This is a genomic window from Alicycliphilus denitrificans K601 (genome assembly GCF_000204645.1).
Classification (GTDB): Bacteria; Pseudomonadota; Gammaproteobacteria; order Burkholderiales; family Burkholderiaceae_C; genus Alicycliphilus; species Alicycliphilus denitrificans.
Genome location: NC_015422.1, coordinates 1,342,121 through 1,357,804, shown reverse-complemented (window position 1 = coordinate 1,357,804; position 15,684 = coordinate 1,342,121). Strand labels below are relative to the sequence as shown.

Annotated in this window: 15 protein-coding genes; all 15 read left to right on the top strand. The window is 69.9% G+C overall.

The features are described 5' to 3' along the window. Window positions 1–24 precede the first annotated feature (24 nt). The 15 genes from ALIDE2_RS06460 to ALIDE2_RS06390 all read left to right on the top strand — a co-directional run bounded on the left by ALIDE2_RS06460 (window position 25) and on the right by ALIDE2_RS06390 (window position 15,657). A complete protein-coding gene (locus ALIDE2_RS06460; protein ID WP_013519956.1) occupies window positions 25–1,926 on the top strand; it encodes a polysaccharide biosynthesis protein in 1,902 nt (633 codons plus the stop codon). Further along, the gene (locus tag ALIDE2_RS06455) at window positions 1,923–3,155 is read left to right on the top strand and encodes a lipopolysaccharide biosynthesis protein (protein ID WP_013519957.1); all 1,233 of its coding nucleotides are present in this window, start codon (window positions 1,923–1,925) and stop codon (window positions 3,153–3,155) included. The genes ALIDE2_RS06460 and ALIDE2_RS06455 overlap by 4 nt, the downstream gene beginning before the upstream one ends. Next, a complete protein-coding gene (locus ALIDE2_RS06450; protein ID WP_013519958.1) occupies window positions 3,139–3,741 on the top strand; it encodes an acyltransferase in 603 nt (200 codons plus the stop codon). The genes ALIDE2_RS06455 and ALIDE2_RS06450 overlap by 17 nt, the downstream gene beginning before the upstream one ends. Beyond that, the gene (locus ALIDE2_RS06445; RefSeq protein WP_238530113.1) at window positions 3,734–4,792 is read left to right on the top strand and encodes a glycosyltransferase; all 1,059 of its coding nucleotides are present in this window, start codon (window positions 3,734–3,736) and stop codon (window positions 4,790–4,792) included. The genes ALIDE2_RS06450 and ALIDE2_RS06445 overlap by 8 nt, the downstream gene beginning before the upstream one ends. After that, complete coding sequence (locus ALIDE2_RS06440) at window positions 4,789–5,817, top strand: glycosyltransferase family 2 protein (protein ID WP_013721650.1); 1,029 nt, start codon at window positions 4,789–4,791, stop codon at window positions 5,815–5,817. The genes ALIDE2_RS06445 and ALIDE2_RS06440 overlap by 4 nt, the downstream gene beginning before the upstream one ends. Then, on the top strand, window positions 5,814–6,509 hold the full coding sequence (locus ALIDE2_RS06435; protein ID WP_013519961.1) for a class I SAM-dependent methyltransferase: 696 nt from the start codon (window positions 5,814–5,816) through the stop codon (window positions 6,507–6,509). The genes ALIDE2_RS06440 and ALIDE2_RS06435 overlap by 4 nt, the downstream gene beginning before the upstream one ends. Beyond that, window positions 6,506–7,678 (top strand): DegT/DnrJ/EryC1/StrS family aminotransferase, encoded by a 1,173-nt coding sequence (locus ALIDE2_RS06430; protein WP_013519962.1) that lies wholly within the window; start codon window positions 6,506–6,508, stop codon window positions 7,676–7,678. The genes ALIDE2_RS06435 and ALIDE2_RS06430 overlap by 4 nt, the downstream gene beginning before the upstream one ends. A gap of 6 nt (window positions 7,679–7,684) precedes the next feature. After that, window positions 7,685–8,311, top strand: a complete 627-nt coding sequence (locus tag ALIDE2_RS06425) for a sugar transferase (protein ID WP_013519963.1) — start codon at window positions 7,685–7,687, stop codon at window positions 8,309–8,311. A gap of 39 nt (window positions 8,312–8,350) precedes the next feature. Continuing rightward, a complete protein-coding gene (gene lysS, locus ALIDE2_RS06420) occupies window positions 8,351–9,898 on the top strand; it encodes a lysine--tRNA ligase (protein WP_013519964.1) in 1,548 nt (515 codons plus the stop codon). Window positions 9,899–9,903: 5 nt separating this feature from the next. Then, a complete protein-coding gene (locus tag ALIDE2_RS06415; RefSeq protein WP_174764520.1) occupies window positions 9,904–10,557 on the top strand; it encodes a mechanosensitive ion channel family protein in 654 nt (217 codons plus the stop codon). 192 nt (window positions 10,558–10,749) lie between these two features. Continuing rightward, window positions 10,750–11,868, top strand: a complete 1,119-nt coding sequence (locus tag ALIDE2_RS06410; protein WP_013519966.1) for a branched-chain amino acid ABC transporter substrate-binding protein — start codon at window positions 10,750–10,752, stop codon at window positions 11,866–11,868. Between the two features lie 120 nt (window positions 11,869–11,988). Continuing rightward, on the top strand, window positions 11,989–12,915 hold the full coding sequence (livH, locus tag ALIDE2_RS06405; RefSeq protein ID WP_013519967.1) for a high-affinity branched-chain amino acid ABC transporter permease LivH: 927 nt from the start codon (window positions 11,989–11,991) through the stop codon (window positions 12,913–12,915). Further along, window positions 12,915–14,174 carry a high-affinity branched-chain amino acid ABC transporter permease LivM gene (locus ALIDE2_RS06400; protein ID WP_013519968.1) on the top strand — a complete coding sequence of 420 codons (1,260 nt, stop codon included), beginning with the start codon at window positions 12,915–12,917 and terminating at the stop codon, window positions 14,172–14,174. The genes livH and ALIDE2_RS06400 overlap by 1 nt, the downstream gene beginning before the upstream one ends. Continuing rightward, window positions 14,174–14,947 carry a high-affinity branched-chain amino acid ABC transporter ATP-binding protein LivG gene (gene livG, locus ALIDE2_RS06395; protein WP_013519969.1) on the top strand — a complete coding sequence of 258 codons (774 nt, stop codon included), beginning with the start codon at window positions 14,174–14,176 and terminating at the stop codon, window positions 14,945–14,947. Before ALIDE2_RS06400 ends, livG begins: the two co-directional genes overlap by 1 nt. After that, complete coding sequence (locus tag ALIDE2_RS06390; protein ID WP_013519970.1) at window positions 14,947–15,657, top strand: ABC transporter ATP-binding protein; 711 nt, start codon at window positions 14,947–14,949, stop codon at window positions 15,655–15,657. Before livG ends, ALIDE2_RS06390 begins: the two co-directional genes overlap by 1 nt. The last annotated feature ends 27 nt before the right edge of the window (window positions 15,658–15,684 follow it).

Genomic DNA, 15,684 nt, shown 5'->3' with positions numbered 1-15,684 from the left:
CCGGACCAAAGGAATACCGCACGCATGCTGATGCAAGCACTGACCTGGCCGCGCTCCATCAAGCGGCTGGTCGTCGTCACACTGGACCTGGGCCTGGGGCTGCTGGCGATGTGGCTGGCCTTCTCGCTGCGGCTGGACACCCTGCACTGGCCCGAGGGGCTGCAATGGCTGGTCTACCTGCTCGGGCCGGCCATGGCCTTCCCCGTCTTCGTCCACATGGGCCTGTACCGCGCCATCTTCCGCTACAACGGCATCGCCGCGCTGCTGACCACCGGCCGCGCCGTTACCACCTATGGCGCGCTGCTGCTGGCGCTGCTGCTCCTGGCCAAGTGGGAGGGCGTGCCGCGCAGCGTGGGCATTCTGCAGCCCCTGATCCTGCTGCTGCTCATAGGCACGAGCCGCGCGCTGGGCTGGTTCTGGCTCTCGGGCCAGACACGCAATGCGCGCCACCGCCTGCTGATCTATGGCGCGGGCGTCGCGGGCGCGCAAACGGCCGCGGGCCTGGCGAGCGCACGCCAGTACACGCTGCGCGGCTTCGTGGACGACGACCCGAGAAAGGTCGGCAGCAGCATCAACGGCGCCCGCGTCCATGGCGCCAGCGCCCTGCCGGCACTGGTGGAGCGCGAGGGCATCACCGACGTGCTGCTGGCGCTGCCCAGCATCTCGCACGAGCGGCGGCGCGACATCATCGGGCACCTGAGCGAGCTGCCCGTGCGCATCCGCACGCTGCCCAGCCTCACGGACCTCGCGAGCGGCCGCGTGAGCGTGACCGACTTCCAGGACCTGGACATCGTCGACCTGCTGGGCCGCGCGCCCGTGGCCCCGGACCAGGAACTGCTCGAACGCAACCTGCGCGGCGCCGTGGTGCTCGTCACGGGCGCGGGCGGCAGCATAGGCAGCGAACTGTGCCGGCAGATCCTGCGCGCGCACCCGTCCAGGCTGCTGCTGGTGGACCACAGCGAATACGCGCTCTACGGCATCCACCAGGAACTACAGGCCGCCGTCGCCGCGCAGCAGGACGGCGCCGCCGCATGCTGCACGCTCGTGCCCCTGCTCGCCAACGTGACCGACGAAGCGCACATGGCCCGCATCTGCCGGGAGCATCAACCAAGCTCCATCTACCATGCCGCCGCCTACAAGCACGTGCCCATGGTCGAGGCCAACGCGGCGGAGGGCATATTCAACAACGTGTTCGGCACGCTTTCCGTGGTCCGCGCGGCGGTAGAACATGGCGCGCGCCACTTCGTCCTGATCTCCACCGACAAGGCCGTGCGCCCCACCAACGTCATGGGCGCGAGCAAGCGCATCGCGGAACTGGTGCTGCAGGCCATCTCCGCCTGCGGCCGACAGCCGTTCGGCAGCGCGCGCACGCCGACGCGCTTTTCCATGGTGCGCTTCGGCAACGTGCTGGGCTCCAGCGGCAGCGTGATCCCGCTGTTTCGGCGCCAGATCGCCGCGGGCGGCCCCATCACGGTCACGCACCCGGAGGTCACGCGCTACTTCATGACCATCCCCGAGGCGGCCCAGCTCGTGCTGCAGGCCGGCGCCATGGCCGAGGGCGGCGACCTGTTCCTGCTCGACATGGGCGAGCCCATACGCATCGTGGATCTGGCCCGGCGTATGGTGGCGCTGTCGGGCCTCACGGTGCGCAGCGACGCGCACCCGACCGGAGACATCGAAATCCGGTTCATCGGCCTGCGCCCCGGCGAGAAGCTGTACGAGGAGCTGCTGATAGGCGACAACCCCCTGCCCACGGCGCACCCGCGCATACTGCGCGCGCACGAGGAGCACGCGCCGTGGTCAGACATGCAGCCCAGGCTGGAGGCCCTGCGCCGCGCGGCACTGGCCGGCGACACGCCTGCCATCATGGCCCTGCTGCGGCAGATGGTGCCCGGCTACCAGCCCGCCGGCCCGGCCAGCCCATGACGCTCGGCCTGCTGCGCGCCACGCTCACGCTGCTGGCCGGCAGCGTACTGGCCCACGCCCTGCCCCTGCTGCTGGGGCCGGCGCTGACGCGGCTGTATGCGCCCGCGGATTTCGGCCAGTACGCCCTGCTCTGGGCCCTGGCCACCAACCTGGCAGTGGTGGCCTGCGCGCGCTACGAATTCGCCCTGCCGCTCGAAAAATCCCCCCGGCGCGCCGCCCTGCTCATGGCCCTGTGCGCGCGTCTGCTGCTGGCCGTCACGGCCGCATCCACGCTCCTGGCCCTGGCGCTCCTCTGGGGCCAGGGCCAGGCCCTTGCCTGGCTGCTGCCTGTGGGCGTGCTGGCCATCGGTGCCACCCAGTGGCTGACCCTGTGGGCCACGCGCGCGCAGCGCTTCGGCCTGCTGTCGGCCGCGCGCCTTGTGCAGCAGGGCGGCGGCGCGTTGCTGCAGGTGCTGCTGGGCCTTCTCAAGACGGGGCCCGCGGGCCTGCTGCTCGGCCCCATCGCCGCGGGCCTTGGCGCCGCCTGGCTGCTGGCCCGGCCGGCGCCACGGGGCGGCTGGCGGCGCATGTGGCGCCAGCCACTGCCGCGCCTGAAGGCCATGGCCGCGCGCCACCGCGACTTCCCGCTCTACAACACGCCGCACGCCTTCATCGGCGCGCTTCAGGACACGCTCACGCTGCTGCTCATCGCCGCCTGGGCGGGCGACGCAGCGGCCGGCCTCTGGGCGCTGGCGCTGCGCTACCTCAAGGCCCCCGCCACGCTGCTGGGCGGCGCGCTCTCTCAGGCGCTGTACCCGCAGCTGGTGCATGCGCGCAGCGCCGATCACGCCCGCGCCCTGGTGCGCCGCTCCATGCTGGCGCTGGCGCTGCTGGCCGCGCCGTTGGCCGCCGTGCTGCTGCTATGGGGGCCGGGGCTGTTCGCCCGGGCCTTCGGCGCGCAGTGGGAAGGCGCCGGTGCGCTCGCGCGCGGCCTGGCCCTGTACATCGGGCTGCATTTCGTCGCCTCGCCGCTTTCCGTGGTCACGCTGGCCTGGCGCGCCCAGCCCTGGGCGCTGCGGCTGTCGCTGGCGGGGCAGGCAGCCTTCTTCGCGGGCCTGTGCGCGGGCCTGGCCTGGGATGGGCTCCAGGGCGCGGCCTGGGGCGTGTCGGCGGCCATGGCGGCGTACTTCCTCTACTATTTCAGGGCCCTCGCGTTCTGGAGCGACATTCCCCATGAGAGCCCTGCTTAACCGCTGGCGCCGCTGGCTCTGGCGGCTGCTGTTCTTCCGCATGGTGTTCGGCGAGCAAGGCCGCGCGGGCCGGCGCCTGCCGCACACCCGCATCGCGCCCAGCACCTGCATCGAGGGCGCGCAAGGCCTCGACCTGGCGGACCACGTGTTCATCGGCCAGTTCAACTTCCTCGATGCCACGGCCGGTCTGCGCATCGCCGAGGGCGTGCAGGTCACCAACTTCGTGAGCATCGTCACGCACAGCTCGCACCGCAGCATCAGGCTGCTTGGCCGCACCTACGCCGGCCACGCGGGCGACATGCCTGGCTACGTGCGCGCACCCGTGGAGATCGGTGCCTACAGCTTCATCGGCCCGCACAGCGTGGTCGAGGCGGGCAGCCGCATCGGCAAGGGCGTGGTGGTCTGCGCCCATTCCCGCGTGCGCGGCGCGGTGCCGGACTTCGCCATCGTCGCCGGCTCGCCCGCGCGCGCCATCGGTGACGTGCGCACCGGCGATGCCCGCCTGCTGGCGCAGCATCCGGAACTGGCCGCCCACTATGCTGCCTGGGCCGGCGAACTGCCCCGCGCGGAGCAGGAGCATGGCTGACATGCAGCCCCACCTGTGCCTGCTGGGCGATGCCAACAGCCCCCACACCCGGCGCTGGGCGACGGAGATGCGCGCGCGCGGCTGGCGCGTATCGCTCGTCACGGCGCGGCCCGAGCCGCTCGACGGCGTGGAGCAGCGCATCCTGCCGCCCGTGCGGCGCCAGGCCGACTGGCTGCTGCGCGCGGGCGCGGCGCGCCGCCATGTACACGAGCTGGCGCCCGACATCGTGCACGCACACTACCTCACCTCCTATGGCTACCTGGCCGCGCGCTGCGGCCGCCACCCGCTCGCGATGACGGCCTGGGGCAGCGACCTGCTCGTGACTCCGCACCGCAGCCCCTGGATGCGCTGGCTCACGGGCTGGATCCTGCGCCGCGCCGACCTCGTCACCGGCGACTCGGCCAGCCTGGTCGAGGCCGCGCGGCAGTACCGCCCGCGCGCGCCGGTGCACGAGATCCACTGGGGCGTGGACCGCGCCCGCTTCGCCCCCGTGCCCTGGGGGGACAAGGACGGCCTGCAGATCGTGAGCCTGCGCGCCTGGGAGCCCAACTACCACATCGGCACGCTGATCGACGCCTGCGCGCTGCTGCGCCAGCGGCTGCCCGGCGCGCCGCTGACGCTGCACCTGCTGGGCGGCGGCTCGCTCGAACCCGCGCTGCGCGCCCGGGTGCAGGAACAGGGCCTGGCGCAATGCGTGGTGTTCCACGGCCGCCTCGACGATGCGGGCATGGCCGCCGTGCTGGCGCGCTGCAAGATATCGGTCAGCGTGCCCGAGAGCGATGCGACCTCGGTGGCCATGCTCGAGAGCATGGCATGCGGCCTGGCGGTGGTGGCGAGCGACCTGGCGGCCAACCGGCAGTGGATCGCCCCCGACCTGCTGGTGCCCGCGGGCGACGCGCACGCGCTGGCCGGCGTGCTGCAGCAGCTTGCCGAGGACGATGCGCGCATGCGCGGCATCGGAACCCGCAATGCCGAGCGCATCGCGCTGGACGGCGACCGCAAGGCGCAGATGGACCAGGTAGACCGGCTGTACCGGCAGTTGCTGAAATGACCCCCACCTCCGTGCCCCGCCTGCTCAGCGTGATCGCCCCCTGCCGCAACGAGGCGGCCTTCATCGACGCCTTCTGCGGCTCAGTGCTGCGCCAGCAGCTGCCCGAGGGCTGGCGCATGGAGGTGCTGATCGCCGACGGCCAGAGCGACGACGGCACGCGCGAGCGCCTGCTGGAGCGCTGCGCCGCCGACCCACGGCTGCTGCTCGTGGACAACCCGGACCGCATCGTCTCCACCGGGCTCAACGCCTGCATCGCGCACGCGCGCGGCGAGGTGATCGCGCGGCTCGACATCCACACCCGATTCGCCCCGGACTACCTGGCGCGCTGCATCGAGGCCTTGGAGCGCAGCGGCGCCGACAACGTGGGCGGCCCCTGGGTCGCGCAGGGCACGGGCCCCATGGGCGAGGCCATCGCTGCGGCCTTCCAGTGCCGCTGGGTGGTGGGCGGCGCGCGCTCGCGCGACCGCAGCTACGAGGGAGAGGTCGATACCGTGTACCTGGGCTGCTGGCGGCGCGAGGCGTTCGCGCGCTTCGGCCTGTTCGACGAGGCGCTAGTGCGCAACCAGGACGACGAGCACAACCTGCGCCTGCGCATGGCCGGCGGCCGCATCTGGCAAAGCGGCGCCATCCGCTCGGTCTACCACCCGCGCAACTCGCTGCGCCACCTCCTGGCCCAGCAGCGGCAATACGGCTACTGGCGGCCCTTCGTGGTGCGCAAGCACGGCCAGCCGGGCTCGTGGCGCCAGCTCGTGCCGGCGCTGTTCGTCGCCGCGCTCGCGCTCGCCGCGCTGCTGCTGCCCTGGACGCCGTGGCCCGCCGCGGCGCTGCTGGCGCTCTACGGCAGCTATCTCGCGCTGGCCAGCGTGGCCGCGGCGCGCGCGGCCGGCGCCTGGCGCCTGCTGTGGCGGCTGCCGGCCGTGATCGCGGCGTTCCACATCGGCTACGGCTGGGGCACGTGGCGCGGCCTGTGGGACGTGCTGCGCGCGCGCGCGCCGTCGTCGCGCTTCGCAAGGATCACGCGATGAACCAGCCAGAGACCCGCGCCGTACAGGCCCGCTACGCGCGCCGCGACAGCGAGGCCGACGCGCTGCGCTACAGCCTGTACGCCAACGCAGCGGCGCTGCAGGCCCAGCAGGAGCGCCTGCGCGCCATGGCCCGGATCTGGCGCGCGCATGGCTGGAGCGGCCTCGCTGGCCGCCCCCTGCTCGAAGTGGGCTGCGGCAGCGGCGGCAACCTGCTCGACCTGCTGCGCCTGGGCGCCACGCCGCGGCAGCTCACGGGCATCGAGCTGCTGCCGGACCGCGCGGACGCCGCGCGCACCCTGCTGCCCGAGGGCGTGCGCATCCTGCAGGGCGATGCCTGCGCCGCCGCCATACCCGACGCCAGCCAGCAGGCCGTGCTGGCCTTCACCGTGTTCAGCTCGCTGCTCGACGCTGACTACCGCCAGCAGTTCGCACGCCAGCTGTGGCGCTGGGTGATGCCGGGCGGCGGCGTTCTGGTCTATGACTTCGTCATCGACAACCCGCACAATCACGACGTGCGCGGGCTGCCGCTGGCCGAGCTGCGGGCGCTGTTCCCCGGCGCCCGGCTGCATTCGCACAAACTCACGCTGGCGCCGCCGCTCGCGCGGCGGCTGCCGGCGGCACTGATCACCGCGGCAGCGCTGCTGCCCGCGCTGCGCACCCACCGCCTGACCTGGGCGGTCAAACCGACATGACCATGCCTGACGCCACCCCGCCCTTCCTGCCCTTCGCGCGCCCCGACATCGGCGACGCCGAGATCGCCGCCGTCACCGATGCCCTGCGCTCCGGCTGGGTGACCACCGGCCCCAAGGCCCGCGCCTTCGAGGAGGCCTTCACCGCCTACCTCGGCGGCGACGGGCTGCAGTCCATCGCCGTCAACTCGGCCACAGCCGGGCTGCACCTGGCGCTCGAAGCGCTGGGCATAGGCCCTGGCGACGAGGTGATCGCGCCCACGCTGACCTTCACCGCCACCGTGGAGGTGGTGCGCTACCTCGGCGCAGACCCCGTGCTGGTGGACGTGGACCCTGTGACGCTGAACATCGACCCCGAGGCCATCCGCGCCGCCATCACCCCGCGCACAAAGGCCATCATGCCCGTGCACTACGGCGGCCTGGCCTGCCGCATGGATGCCATCCTGTCCATCGCGCGCGAACACGGCCTGAAGGTGGTGGAGGACGCCGCCCATGCCCTGCCCACGACCTGGCAGGGCGCGCTGGTGGGGCGGCTCGCCTCCGACGCGACGGTGTTCAGCTTCTACGCCAACAAGACCATCACCACCGGCGAGGGCGGCATGGCCGTCACGCGCGACCCGCGCCTGGCCGAGCGCATGCGCGTGATGCGCCTGCACGGCATGAGCCGCGACGCCTTCGACCGCTTCACGTCAAAAACCCCCGCCTGGTACTACGAGGTGGTGGCCCCGGGCTTCAAGTACAACCTGACCGACATCGCCGCCGCCCTGGGCCTGGTGCAGCTGCAGCGCCTGCCTCGCTTCCTGGAGCGGCGCCAGCACCTGGCAAGGCGCTACCACGCCGCATTGGCGGGCCTGCCCCTGGTGCTGCCGGCCGACGCCCCGGCGGGCGACGTGCATGCCTGGCACCTGTACGTGGTGCGCCTGGCGGCCGGTGCCCGCCTGTCGCGCGACGAGCTCATCCAGGCGCTGTCGGAGCGCGGCATAGGCACCAGCGTGCACTATGTGCCGTTGCACCGCCACCCCTATTGGCGCGACCGCTACCGCCTTGCGCCCGAACAGTTCCCGCATGCCGACACGGCCTATCGGGCCATGCTCAGCCTGCCGCTGTTCACGGCCATGCACGACGCCGAGCAGGACCGCGTGATCGCCGCACTGCACGCGCTGCTGGGCTGAGCGCACATGGGCAAGCGCCTGTTCGACATCGTCTTCGCGGCGCTGGCCCTGCTGCTGCTGTGCCCGCTGCTGCTGGCCGTGGCGCTGTGGGTGCGGCTCGACTCGCCCGGGCCGGCGCTCTTTCGCCAGCAGCGCGTGGGGCGCGGCGGCCGGCCGTTCCACATCTACAAGTTCCGCACCATGCGCTTGGATGCCGAGGCCGCTGGCCCGCAGATCACGGTGGGGGCCGACGCGCGCATCACCCGCGCGGGCGCCTGGCTGCGCCGCGCCAAGGTGGACGAGCTGCCGCAGCTCCTCAACGTGCTGCGCGGCGACATGAGCGTGGTCGGGCCGCGCCCCGAGGTGCCGCGCTACGTGGCGCTGTATCCGTCCGACGTGCGCGAGACGGTCCTGGGCGTGCGCCCCGGCATCACCGACCTGGCCTCCATCGCCTTCCGGGACGAAAGCAGCCTGCTCGCGCGCAGCGCGGACCCGGAGCGCACCTACGTCGAACAGATCCTGCCCGCCAAGCTGCTGTATGCCCAGCGGTACGTGCGCACCCGCAGCCTGTGGCTGGACCTGCGCATCATCGCCTGGACCATCCTGGCCGTGCTGGGCCGGCCCGGCGCCCCCCGGCATTCGCCAAAACCCTAAAATTACGGGTTTGCCCTTCCGGCCCCACTAGACGGCACCATGTCTGAACACAATCACGCCCCCTCCCTCCCGCAAGACGAAAACCAGCTCATCGCCGAGCGCCGCGAGAAGCTCAAGGCCCTGCGCGAGGGCCAGGCCCAGGGCCAGAGCGTGGCGTTTCCCAATGATTTCAAGCCGCAGAACCATGCGGCCAGCCTGCAGCAGCGCTATGGCGCGCTGGATGCCGAGGCGCTGGAGGCGCAGGACGTAGCCGTCAGCGTGGCCGGCCGCATGATGCTCAAGCGCGTCATGGGCAAGGCCAGCTTCGCCACGCTGCAGGACGGCTCGCTCGGCGAGACGGGCGGGCGCATCCAGCTCTACGTGACGCGCGACGGCGTGGGCGAGGACGTGTACGCCGACTTCAAGCGCTGGGACCTGGGCGACATCGTGGGCGCCGAGGGCACGCTCATGAAGACCAAGACGGGCGAGCTGTCGGTCAAGGTCACGCGCCTGCGCCTGCTCACCAAGAGCCTGCGCCCCATGCCCGACAAGTTCCACGGCGTGGCCGACCAGGAGGTCAAGTACCGCCAGCGCTACGTGGACCTGATGACCGACGAGGCCGCGCGCCGCCGCTTCGTGGCGCGCAGCAAGGCCATCGGCGGCATCCGCGCGTTCATGATCGAGCACGGCTTCCTGGAGGTGGAGACGCCCATGCTCCACCCCATCCCCGGCGGCGCCAACGCGCGGCCCTTCGTCACGCACCACAACGCGCTGGAGCAGGAGATGTTCCTGCGCATCGCGCCCGAGCTGTACCTCAAGCGCCTCATCGTGGGCGGCTTCGAGCGCGTGTTCGAGATCAACCGCAACTTCCGCAACGAAGGCATCTCGGTGCGCCACAACCCCGAGTTCACGATGATGGAGTTCTACGCGGCCTACTGGAACTACCGCGACCTCATGGACTTCACCGAGGAGCTCGTGCGCGACGCGGCGCTCAAGGCCACGGACACGCTGCAGCTGACCTACGGCGGGCGCGCGGTGGACCTGTCCCAACCCTTTGCGCGCCTGACGATCCGCGAGGCCATCTACCAGTACACCGAAGCCGGTGCGCACGTGGACGACGCCGCCTGGCTCGTGAGCGCGCTCAAGAAGCTGGGCATGACCGAGGAGAAGGACCGCCTGTCCACGCGCTCCCTGGCCAGCCTGCAGGTGTTGTACTTCGAGGAGGAGGTGGAGGACAAGCTCTGGCAGCCCACCTTCATCATGGAGCACCCGACCGAGATCAGCCCGCTCGCTCGCGCCAACGACCTGCGCCCCGAAGTCACCGAGCGCTTCGAGCTCTACATCACCGGCCGCGAGTTCGGCAACGGCTTCTCCGAGCTCAACGACGCCGAGGACCAGGCCGCACGCTTCAACGCCCAGGTGGCGGCCAAGGACAGCGGCGATGACGAGGCCATGTTCTTCGATCACGACTTCGTGCGCGCGCTGGAGTACGGCATGCCCCCCACGGGCGGCTGCGGCATCGGCATCGACCGTCTGATGATGCTGCTCACCGACAGCCCCAGCATCCGCGACGTCATCCTGTTCCCGGCCCTGCGCCGCGAACAATGAGCCCCATGCTGGAACGCCTGAAGACCATTCTTCCTCCCTGGGCGCACGACTGGCTCGACGTGATCGTGCCGGGCATGCAGATCGCGCTCATCGTGCTGGCGGCGCTGCTGCTGCACTACATCGTGCGGCGCCTCATCCGGCGGGCCAGCGACCACTACCAGTTCCCGCACGAGCTGCTGACGCCCGTCAATGCCGTGGTGCGCTGGCTCATCCTCGGCGGCGCCGCCCTGCTGGCGCTGGAGCGCCTGGGCGTGTCGGCGGCCGTGCTGTGGACGGCCTTCACCGGCTTCGCCACCGTGGGCGCCGTGGCCTTCTTCGCCGCATGGAGCGTGCTGTCCAACCTGTTCTGCGCCTTCCTGATCCTCACCGTGGGGCCGTTTCGCGTGGGCGACCACATTGAGCTGCTGGACACGGCGGAGAAGCCCGGCGCCCTGGGCCGCGTGCTGGACATCAACCTGCTGTACACCACGCTGGAAGACGCCACGGCGCCCGAGCCCGGCACGCTGCTGCAGATCCCCAATGCGCTGATCTTCCAGCGCGTCGTGCGCCGCTGGCGCGCCGGCATGCCGGTGCCGCCCTCCAAGCTGCATTCCGAAGCCACCCCCGCCGCAGGTGCGGCAGAATCGGCACCGGCCCCGAAGGCGGCCAGCTTTCCTTGAAAGGGCAATCCCAGGAAAATTGATCAATATCAATCACTTGCCTGCCGTAGCAAAAAATTGGCGACAGTGCCAGCCTTGCTTACCCTGTTGCCAATACGATGCGCGCGGTTAACCATGGCGGTCTTGATCGCAGGCCCCCACCGGGGCCTGATGATTTTTCAGACCGCTTCACCAAAAGTTGGAGATCGTTTTATGAGCATTCCGTTCCGCATGCACACCGTCGTCGCTGCACTGGGCCTGGCCAGCGCGGCTTTGTTGTCCACCGCGCATGCGCAGGTCAAGATCGCCATGGTCGTCCCGGCCACCGGGCCCGTCACCCAGTACGGTGACATGGTCAAGGAAGGCGTGAACACGGCCGTGGAGCAGGCCAACGCCGCCGGCGGCATCAACGGCAAGAAGATCGAACTGGTCGTCGTGGACGACGCCTGCGAGCCCAAGCAAGGCCCCGTCGCCGCCAACCGCGTGGTCAACGACAAGATCCACTATGTGGTCGGTCCCGTATGCTCGGGCGCGGCGATTGCCGCCGCCCCCATCTATAACAACGAGGGCGTGGTCGTCGTGACTCCCTCGGCCACCTCGCCCGCGCTGACCGAGGGCAAGAACTACCACTTCATCTTCCGCACCATCGGCCGCGACGACCAGCAGGGCCCCGCTGCCGCCAAGTTCATCATCGAGAAGGTCAAGCCCAAGAAGGTCGCCGTGCTGCACGACAAGCAGTCCTACGGCCAGGGCATTGCCGCCTCGGTGCGCGACGACCTGAAGAAGGCCGGCATCAACGTGGCGCTGTTCGAGGGCATCAACGCCGGAGACAGCGACTACTCCGCCGTCATCACCAAGCTCAAGAGCGCGGGCGTCGATTTCGTCTACTACGGCGGCTACCACCCCGAAATGGGCCTGCTGCTGCGCCAGGCGGGCGAGCAGGGCCTGAAGGTAAAGATGATGGGCCCCGAGGGCGTGGGCAACCCCGAGGTGAACGCCATCGCCGGCCCCGCCGTCGAAGGCATGCTGCTGACCCTGCCGGCCGACTTCTCGACCAACCCCAAGAACGCCGCCATCGTGAAGGCCTTCAAGGACAAGAAGCGCGACGCCGGCGGCGCCTTCCAGATGACCGCCTATGCTGCCGCGCAGGTCATCATCGACAGCATCAAGGCCGTGGGCGACAACCCCACCAAGGTGGCCGACCATATGCACAAGACCACCTTCGAGACGCCCCTGGGCGCCATCGGCTGGAACAAGAACGGCGACCTGAAGTCCTTCGACTTCCAGATCTTCGAGTGGCACAAGGACGGCAGCAAGTCCGTCGCCAAGTAAGCCGCCTGCGCTCTTCACCCCGACGCCCTCTCCGCCAGGAGGCGGGGCCGTCGGGGTTTTGTCGTGCCCCTCGGGCATGGCCGCCCATTTGTTCCCCATCTCTTTATCGAGAGGCCCAGGATGTCTGAATTCCTGCCGCAGCTGCTTCAGCAGCTCTTCAACGGCCTGTCGCTCGGAGCGATCTACGCCCTGATTGCCATCGGCTACACCATGGTGTACGGCATCATCGGCATGATCAACTTCGCGCACGGCGAAATCTACATGATCGGCGCCTACGCGGGCCTGGTCACCCTGGCCGCGATCGGCACGCAGAGCGGCCTGCCGGTTGCCGTCATCATCGCCCTCATGCTGCTGGTCGCCGTCCTCGTCACGGGCGTGTACGGCTTCGTGGTCGAGCAGGTGGCCTACAAGCCGCTGCGCAACGGGCCGCGCCTGGTGGCGCTGATCTCGGCCATCGGCATGTCCATCTTCCTGCAGAACTGGGTGGCCCTGGGCCAGGGCGCGCGCGACATGGCCGTGCCCTCACTGCTGCCGGGCGCGCTGCGCTTCGGTGACGAAAGCGGCTTCGAGGTCTTCGTGCCCTACACCCGCGTGCTCATCATCGTCGTCACCGTAGTGCTGATGATCGCCCTCACGCTCTACATCCGGCATTCCCGCATGGGCCGGGCCTCGCGCGCCTGCTCGCAGGACATGCACATGGCCGGGCTGCTCGGGATCGACGTGAACCGCGTGATCTCGTTCACCTTCATCCTGGGCGCGGTGCTGGCTGCCGTGGGCGGCGTGCTGATCGCGCTCGCCGTGGGCAAGCTCAACCCCTTCATCGGCTTCATCGTGGGCGTCAAGGCGTTCACGGCGGCCGTGCTCGGCGGCATCGGCTCCATCCCCGGCGCCATGCTGGGCGGCGTGCTGCTGGGCGTGGCCGAGACCTTCGCGGCCGCCTACATCTCGTCGGAATACAAGGACATCGTGGCCTTCGGCCTGCTGGTGCTGATCCTGCTGTTCCGCCCCACGGGCCTCCTGGGCAAACCTGAAGTGGAGAAAGTCTGATGAGCGCCGCCATCTCCTCCTCCGCCCGCCCCGGCTGGCGCCAGAACCTGGCCCATGCCCTCACGGCCACGGTGCTCACGGCCGTGGTGGTCACGCCCATCTTCGGCCTGCACCTGGAGCGCGCGGGCGTGCGCACCATCATCGCGCAGCACTGGAGCAACGTGGCCTGGGCCTGCCTGCTCGTCTTCATCGCGCAGATGCTGCGGCCCCTGCTCGCGGGGCGCGGCGTGCGCCTGCCCTGGCCGAAGCTGCCCGCCATCCCCGCGCGCCAGCGCGGGGTGTGGATCACGGCGGCGCTGCTGCTGGCCGTGATCTGGCCCTTCTTCGCCGGACGCAACGCCGTCGATATCGCCACCCTGGCCATGATCTACGTGATGCTGGGCCTAGGCCTGAACGTGGTCGTGGGCTTCGCTGGCCTGCTGGACCTGGGGTTCGTGGGCTTCTACGCCGTGGGCGCCTACACCTACGCGCTGCTGTTCCACTGGGCGGGTTGGAGCTTCTGGGAGGCACTGCCGCTGGCGGGCGCCGCCTCGGCGCTGTTCGGCTTCGTGCTGGGCTTTCCGGTGCTGCGGCTGCGCGGCGACTACCTGGCCATCGTGACGCTGGGCTTCGGCGAGATCATCCGCCTGCTGCTGGTCAACCTGACGGACTTCACCGGCGGCCCCGACGGCATCTCGGGCCTGCCCAAGCCCTCGATGTTCGGTCTGGAGATGACGCGCAGCCCCTCGGCCGAGGGCGCCACCACCTTCCACCAGTTCTTCGGGCTGGAGTTCAACTCCATGCACATGGTGATCTTCCTGTACCTGATGGCGCTGCTGCTGGCGGTGGTCACGCTGTTCATCAGCAACCGGCTGATCCGCATGCCCATCGGCCGCGCCTGGGAGGCGCTGCGCGAGGACGAGATCGCCTGCCGCTCGCTCGGCCTGAACCCCATGAAGATCAAGCTCTCGGCCTTCACGCTGGGCGCCATGTTCGCGGGCTTCGGCGGCGCGTTCTTCGCGGCGCGCCAGGGCATCGTGAACCCCGAGTCGTTCACCTTCATCGAGTCGGCGCTGATCCTGGCCATCGTGGTGCTGGGCGGCATGGGCTCGCAGCTCGGGGTGATCCTCGCGGCCATCCTGCTCACCGTCCTGCCCGAGTTCGCGCGCGAGTTCGCCGAGTACCGCATGCTGATCTTCGGCCTGGTGATGATCCTGATGATGGTGTGGCGCCCGCAGGGCCTGCTGCCCATGCAACGCCACCACGTGGAGGTGAAGTGATGGCAGCCGGCAACAGCTTTTTACACGTCGATGGCCTGAGCATGCGCTTCGGCGGCCTGCTGGCCGTCGACGGCATCGCCTTCGACGTCAAGGAACGCGAGATCTTCGCCATCATCGGCCCCAACGGCGCGGGCAAGACGACGGTGTTCAATTGCATCAGCGGCTTCTACCGCCCCACCACGGGCAACATCCGCCTGCAGGGGCAGGACATCGCCGGCCAGGGCAGCCACAGCGTGGCGCTGAACGGCCTGGTGCGCACCTTCCAGAACGTGCGCCTGTTCAAGCACATGACGGTGCTGGAGAACCTGCTGGTCGCGCAGCACCGCCACCTCTCGACCAACCTGCTCTCGGGCCTGTTCAAGACCCGCAGCTACCGCGAGAGCGAGCAGAAGGCCCTGGAAAACGCCCTGCACTGGCTGGACTACATGGGCCTGCGCGAGTTCGTGAACCGCGAGGCCGGCAACCTCGCCTACGGCCACCAGCGGCGCCTGGAGATCGCGCGCTGCATGGTGACCAAGCCGCGCGTGCTCATGCTCGACGAGCCCGCCGCGGGTCTGAATCCGCAGGAGAAGAAGGATCTGCAGGGCCTGATCGAGAAGCTGCGCCAGGAGTACGGCGTGGCGGTGCTGCTCATCGAGCACGACATGAGCCTGGTGATGGGCGTGTCCGAGCGCATCCTGGTGATGGAATACGGCCGCCCGATCGCCCTGGGCACGCCCGACGCCATCCAGAAGGACGAGCGCGTGATCAAGGCCTATCTGGGAGAAGAATGATGCAAGCCATGCTGGAATTCAAAGGCATCAGCACCCATTACGGCGCGATCTGCGCCGTCAACAACGTCAGCCTGCACGTCAACAAGGGGGAGATCGTCTCGCTCATCGGCTCCAACGGCGCGGGCAAGACTTCGCTCCTGATGACGCTGTGCGGCAACCCGCGCGCCAGCGGTGGCCAGGTGCTGTTCGAGGGCGAGGACATCACCAACACGCCCTCGCACCTCATCATGCGCAAGGGCATCGCCATCTCGCCCGAGGGACGGCGCATCTTCCCGGCCCTCACGGTGGTGGAGAACCTGCAGATGGGCGGCTTCTTCCAGTCCAAGGACGCGATCGCCGAAGGCATGGAGCATGTGTTCAGGCTCTTCCCGCGCCTGAAGGACCGCGCGAGCCAGCGCGCCGGCACCATGAGCGGCGGCGAGCAGCAGATGCTGGCCATAGGCCGCGCGCTCATGAGCAAGCCGCGCCTGCTGCTGCTCGACGAGCCCACGTTGGGCCTGGCGCCGCTCATCATTGCGCAGATCTTCGAGATCATCCAGGAGATACGCGCGCAGGGCGTGACGGTGTTCCTGGTGGAGCAGAACGCGAACCGCGCCCTGTCCATCGCCGACCGGGGCTACGTGCTGGAGACGGGCCGCCTGGTGCTGGAGGACACGGGCGCCAACCTGCTGACCAACGCCGACGTGCGCAAGGCCTACCTGGGCGCCTGATGCTGGAGGTTGGGCTGGGCATGAAAA

Excerpts from the sequence above, each read along its gene's own strand:
- ALIDE2_RS06450 (WP_013519958.1), top strand. The coding sequence starts at position 3,139 with ATGAGAGCCCTGCTTAACCGCTGGCGCCGCTGGCTCTGGCGGCTGCTG.
- ALIDE2_RS06410 (WP_013519966.1), top strand. The coding sequence starts at position 10,750 with ATGAGCATTCCGTTCCGCATGCACACCGTCGTCGCTGCACTGGGCCTG.
- livH (WP_013519967.1), top strand. The coding sequence starts at position 11,989 with ATGTCTGAATTCCTGCCGCAGCTGCTTCAGCAGCTCTTCAACGGCCTG.
- lysS (WP_013519964.1), top strand. The coding sequence starts at position 8,351 with ATGTCTGAACACAATCACGCCCCCTCCCTCCCGCAAGACGAAAACCAG.
- ALIDE2_RS06415 (WP_174764520.1), top strand. The coding sequence starts at position 9,904 with ATGCTGGAACGCCTGAAGACCATTCTTCCTCCCTGGGCGCACGACTGG.
- ALIDE2_RS06435 (WP_013519961.1), top strand. The coding sequence starts at position 5,814 with ATGAACCAGCCAGAGACCCGCGCCGTACAGGCCCGCTACGCGCGCCGC.
- ALIDE2_RS06460 (WP_013519956.1), top strand. The coding sequence starts at position 25 with ATGCTGATGCAAGCACTGACCTGGCCGCGCTCCATCAAGCGGCTGGTC.
- ALIDE2_RS06455 (WP_013519957.1), top strand. The coding sequence starts at position 1,923 with ATGACGCTCGGCCTGCTGCGCGCCACGCTCACGCTGCTGGCCGGCAGC.
- ALIDE2_RS06425 (WP_013519963.1), top strand. The coding sequence starts at position 7,685 with ATGGGCAAGCGCCTGTTCGACATCGTCTTCGCGGCGCTGGCCCTGCTG.
- ALIDE2_RS06400 (WP_013519968.1), top strand. The coding sequence starts at position 12,915 with ATGAGCGCCGCCATCTCCTCCTCCGCCCGCCCCGGCTGGCGCCAGAAC.
- ALIDE2_RS06440 (WP_013721650.1), top strand. The coding sequence starts at position 4,789 with ATGACCCCCACCTCCGTGCCCCGCCTGCTCAGCGTGATCGCCCCCTGC.
- ALIDE2_RS06445 (WP_238530113.1), top strand. The coding sequence starts at position 3,734 with ATGGCTGACATGCAGCCCCACCTGTGCCTGCTGGGCGATGCCAACAGC.
- ALIDE2_RS06390 (WP_013519970.1), top strand. The coding sequence starts at position 14,947 with ATGCAAGCCATGCTGGAATTCAAAGGCATCAGCACCCATTACGGCGCG.
- ALIDE2_RS06430 (WP_013519962.1), top strand. The coding sequence starts at position 6,506 with ATGACCATGCCTGACGCCACCCCGCCCTTCCTGCCCTTCGCGCGCCCC.
- livG (WP_013519969.1), top strand. The coding sequence starts at position 14,174 with ATGGCAGCCGGCAACAGCTTTTTACACGTCGATGGCCTGAGCATGCGC.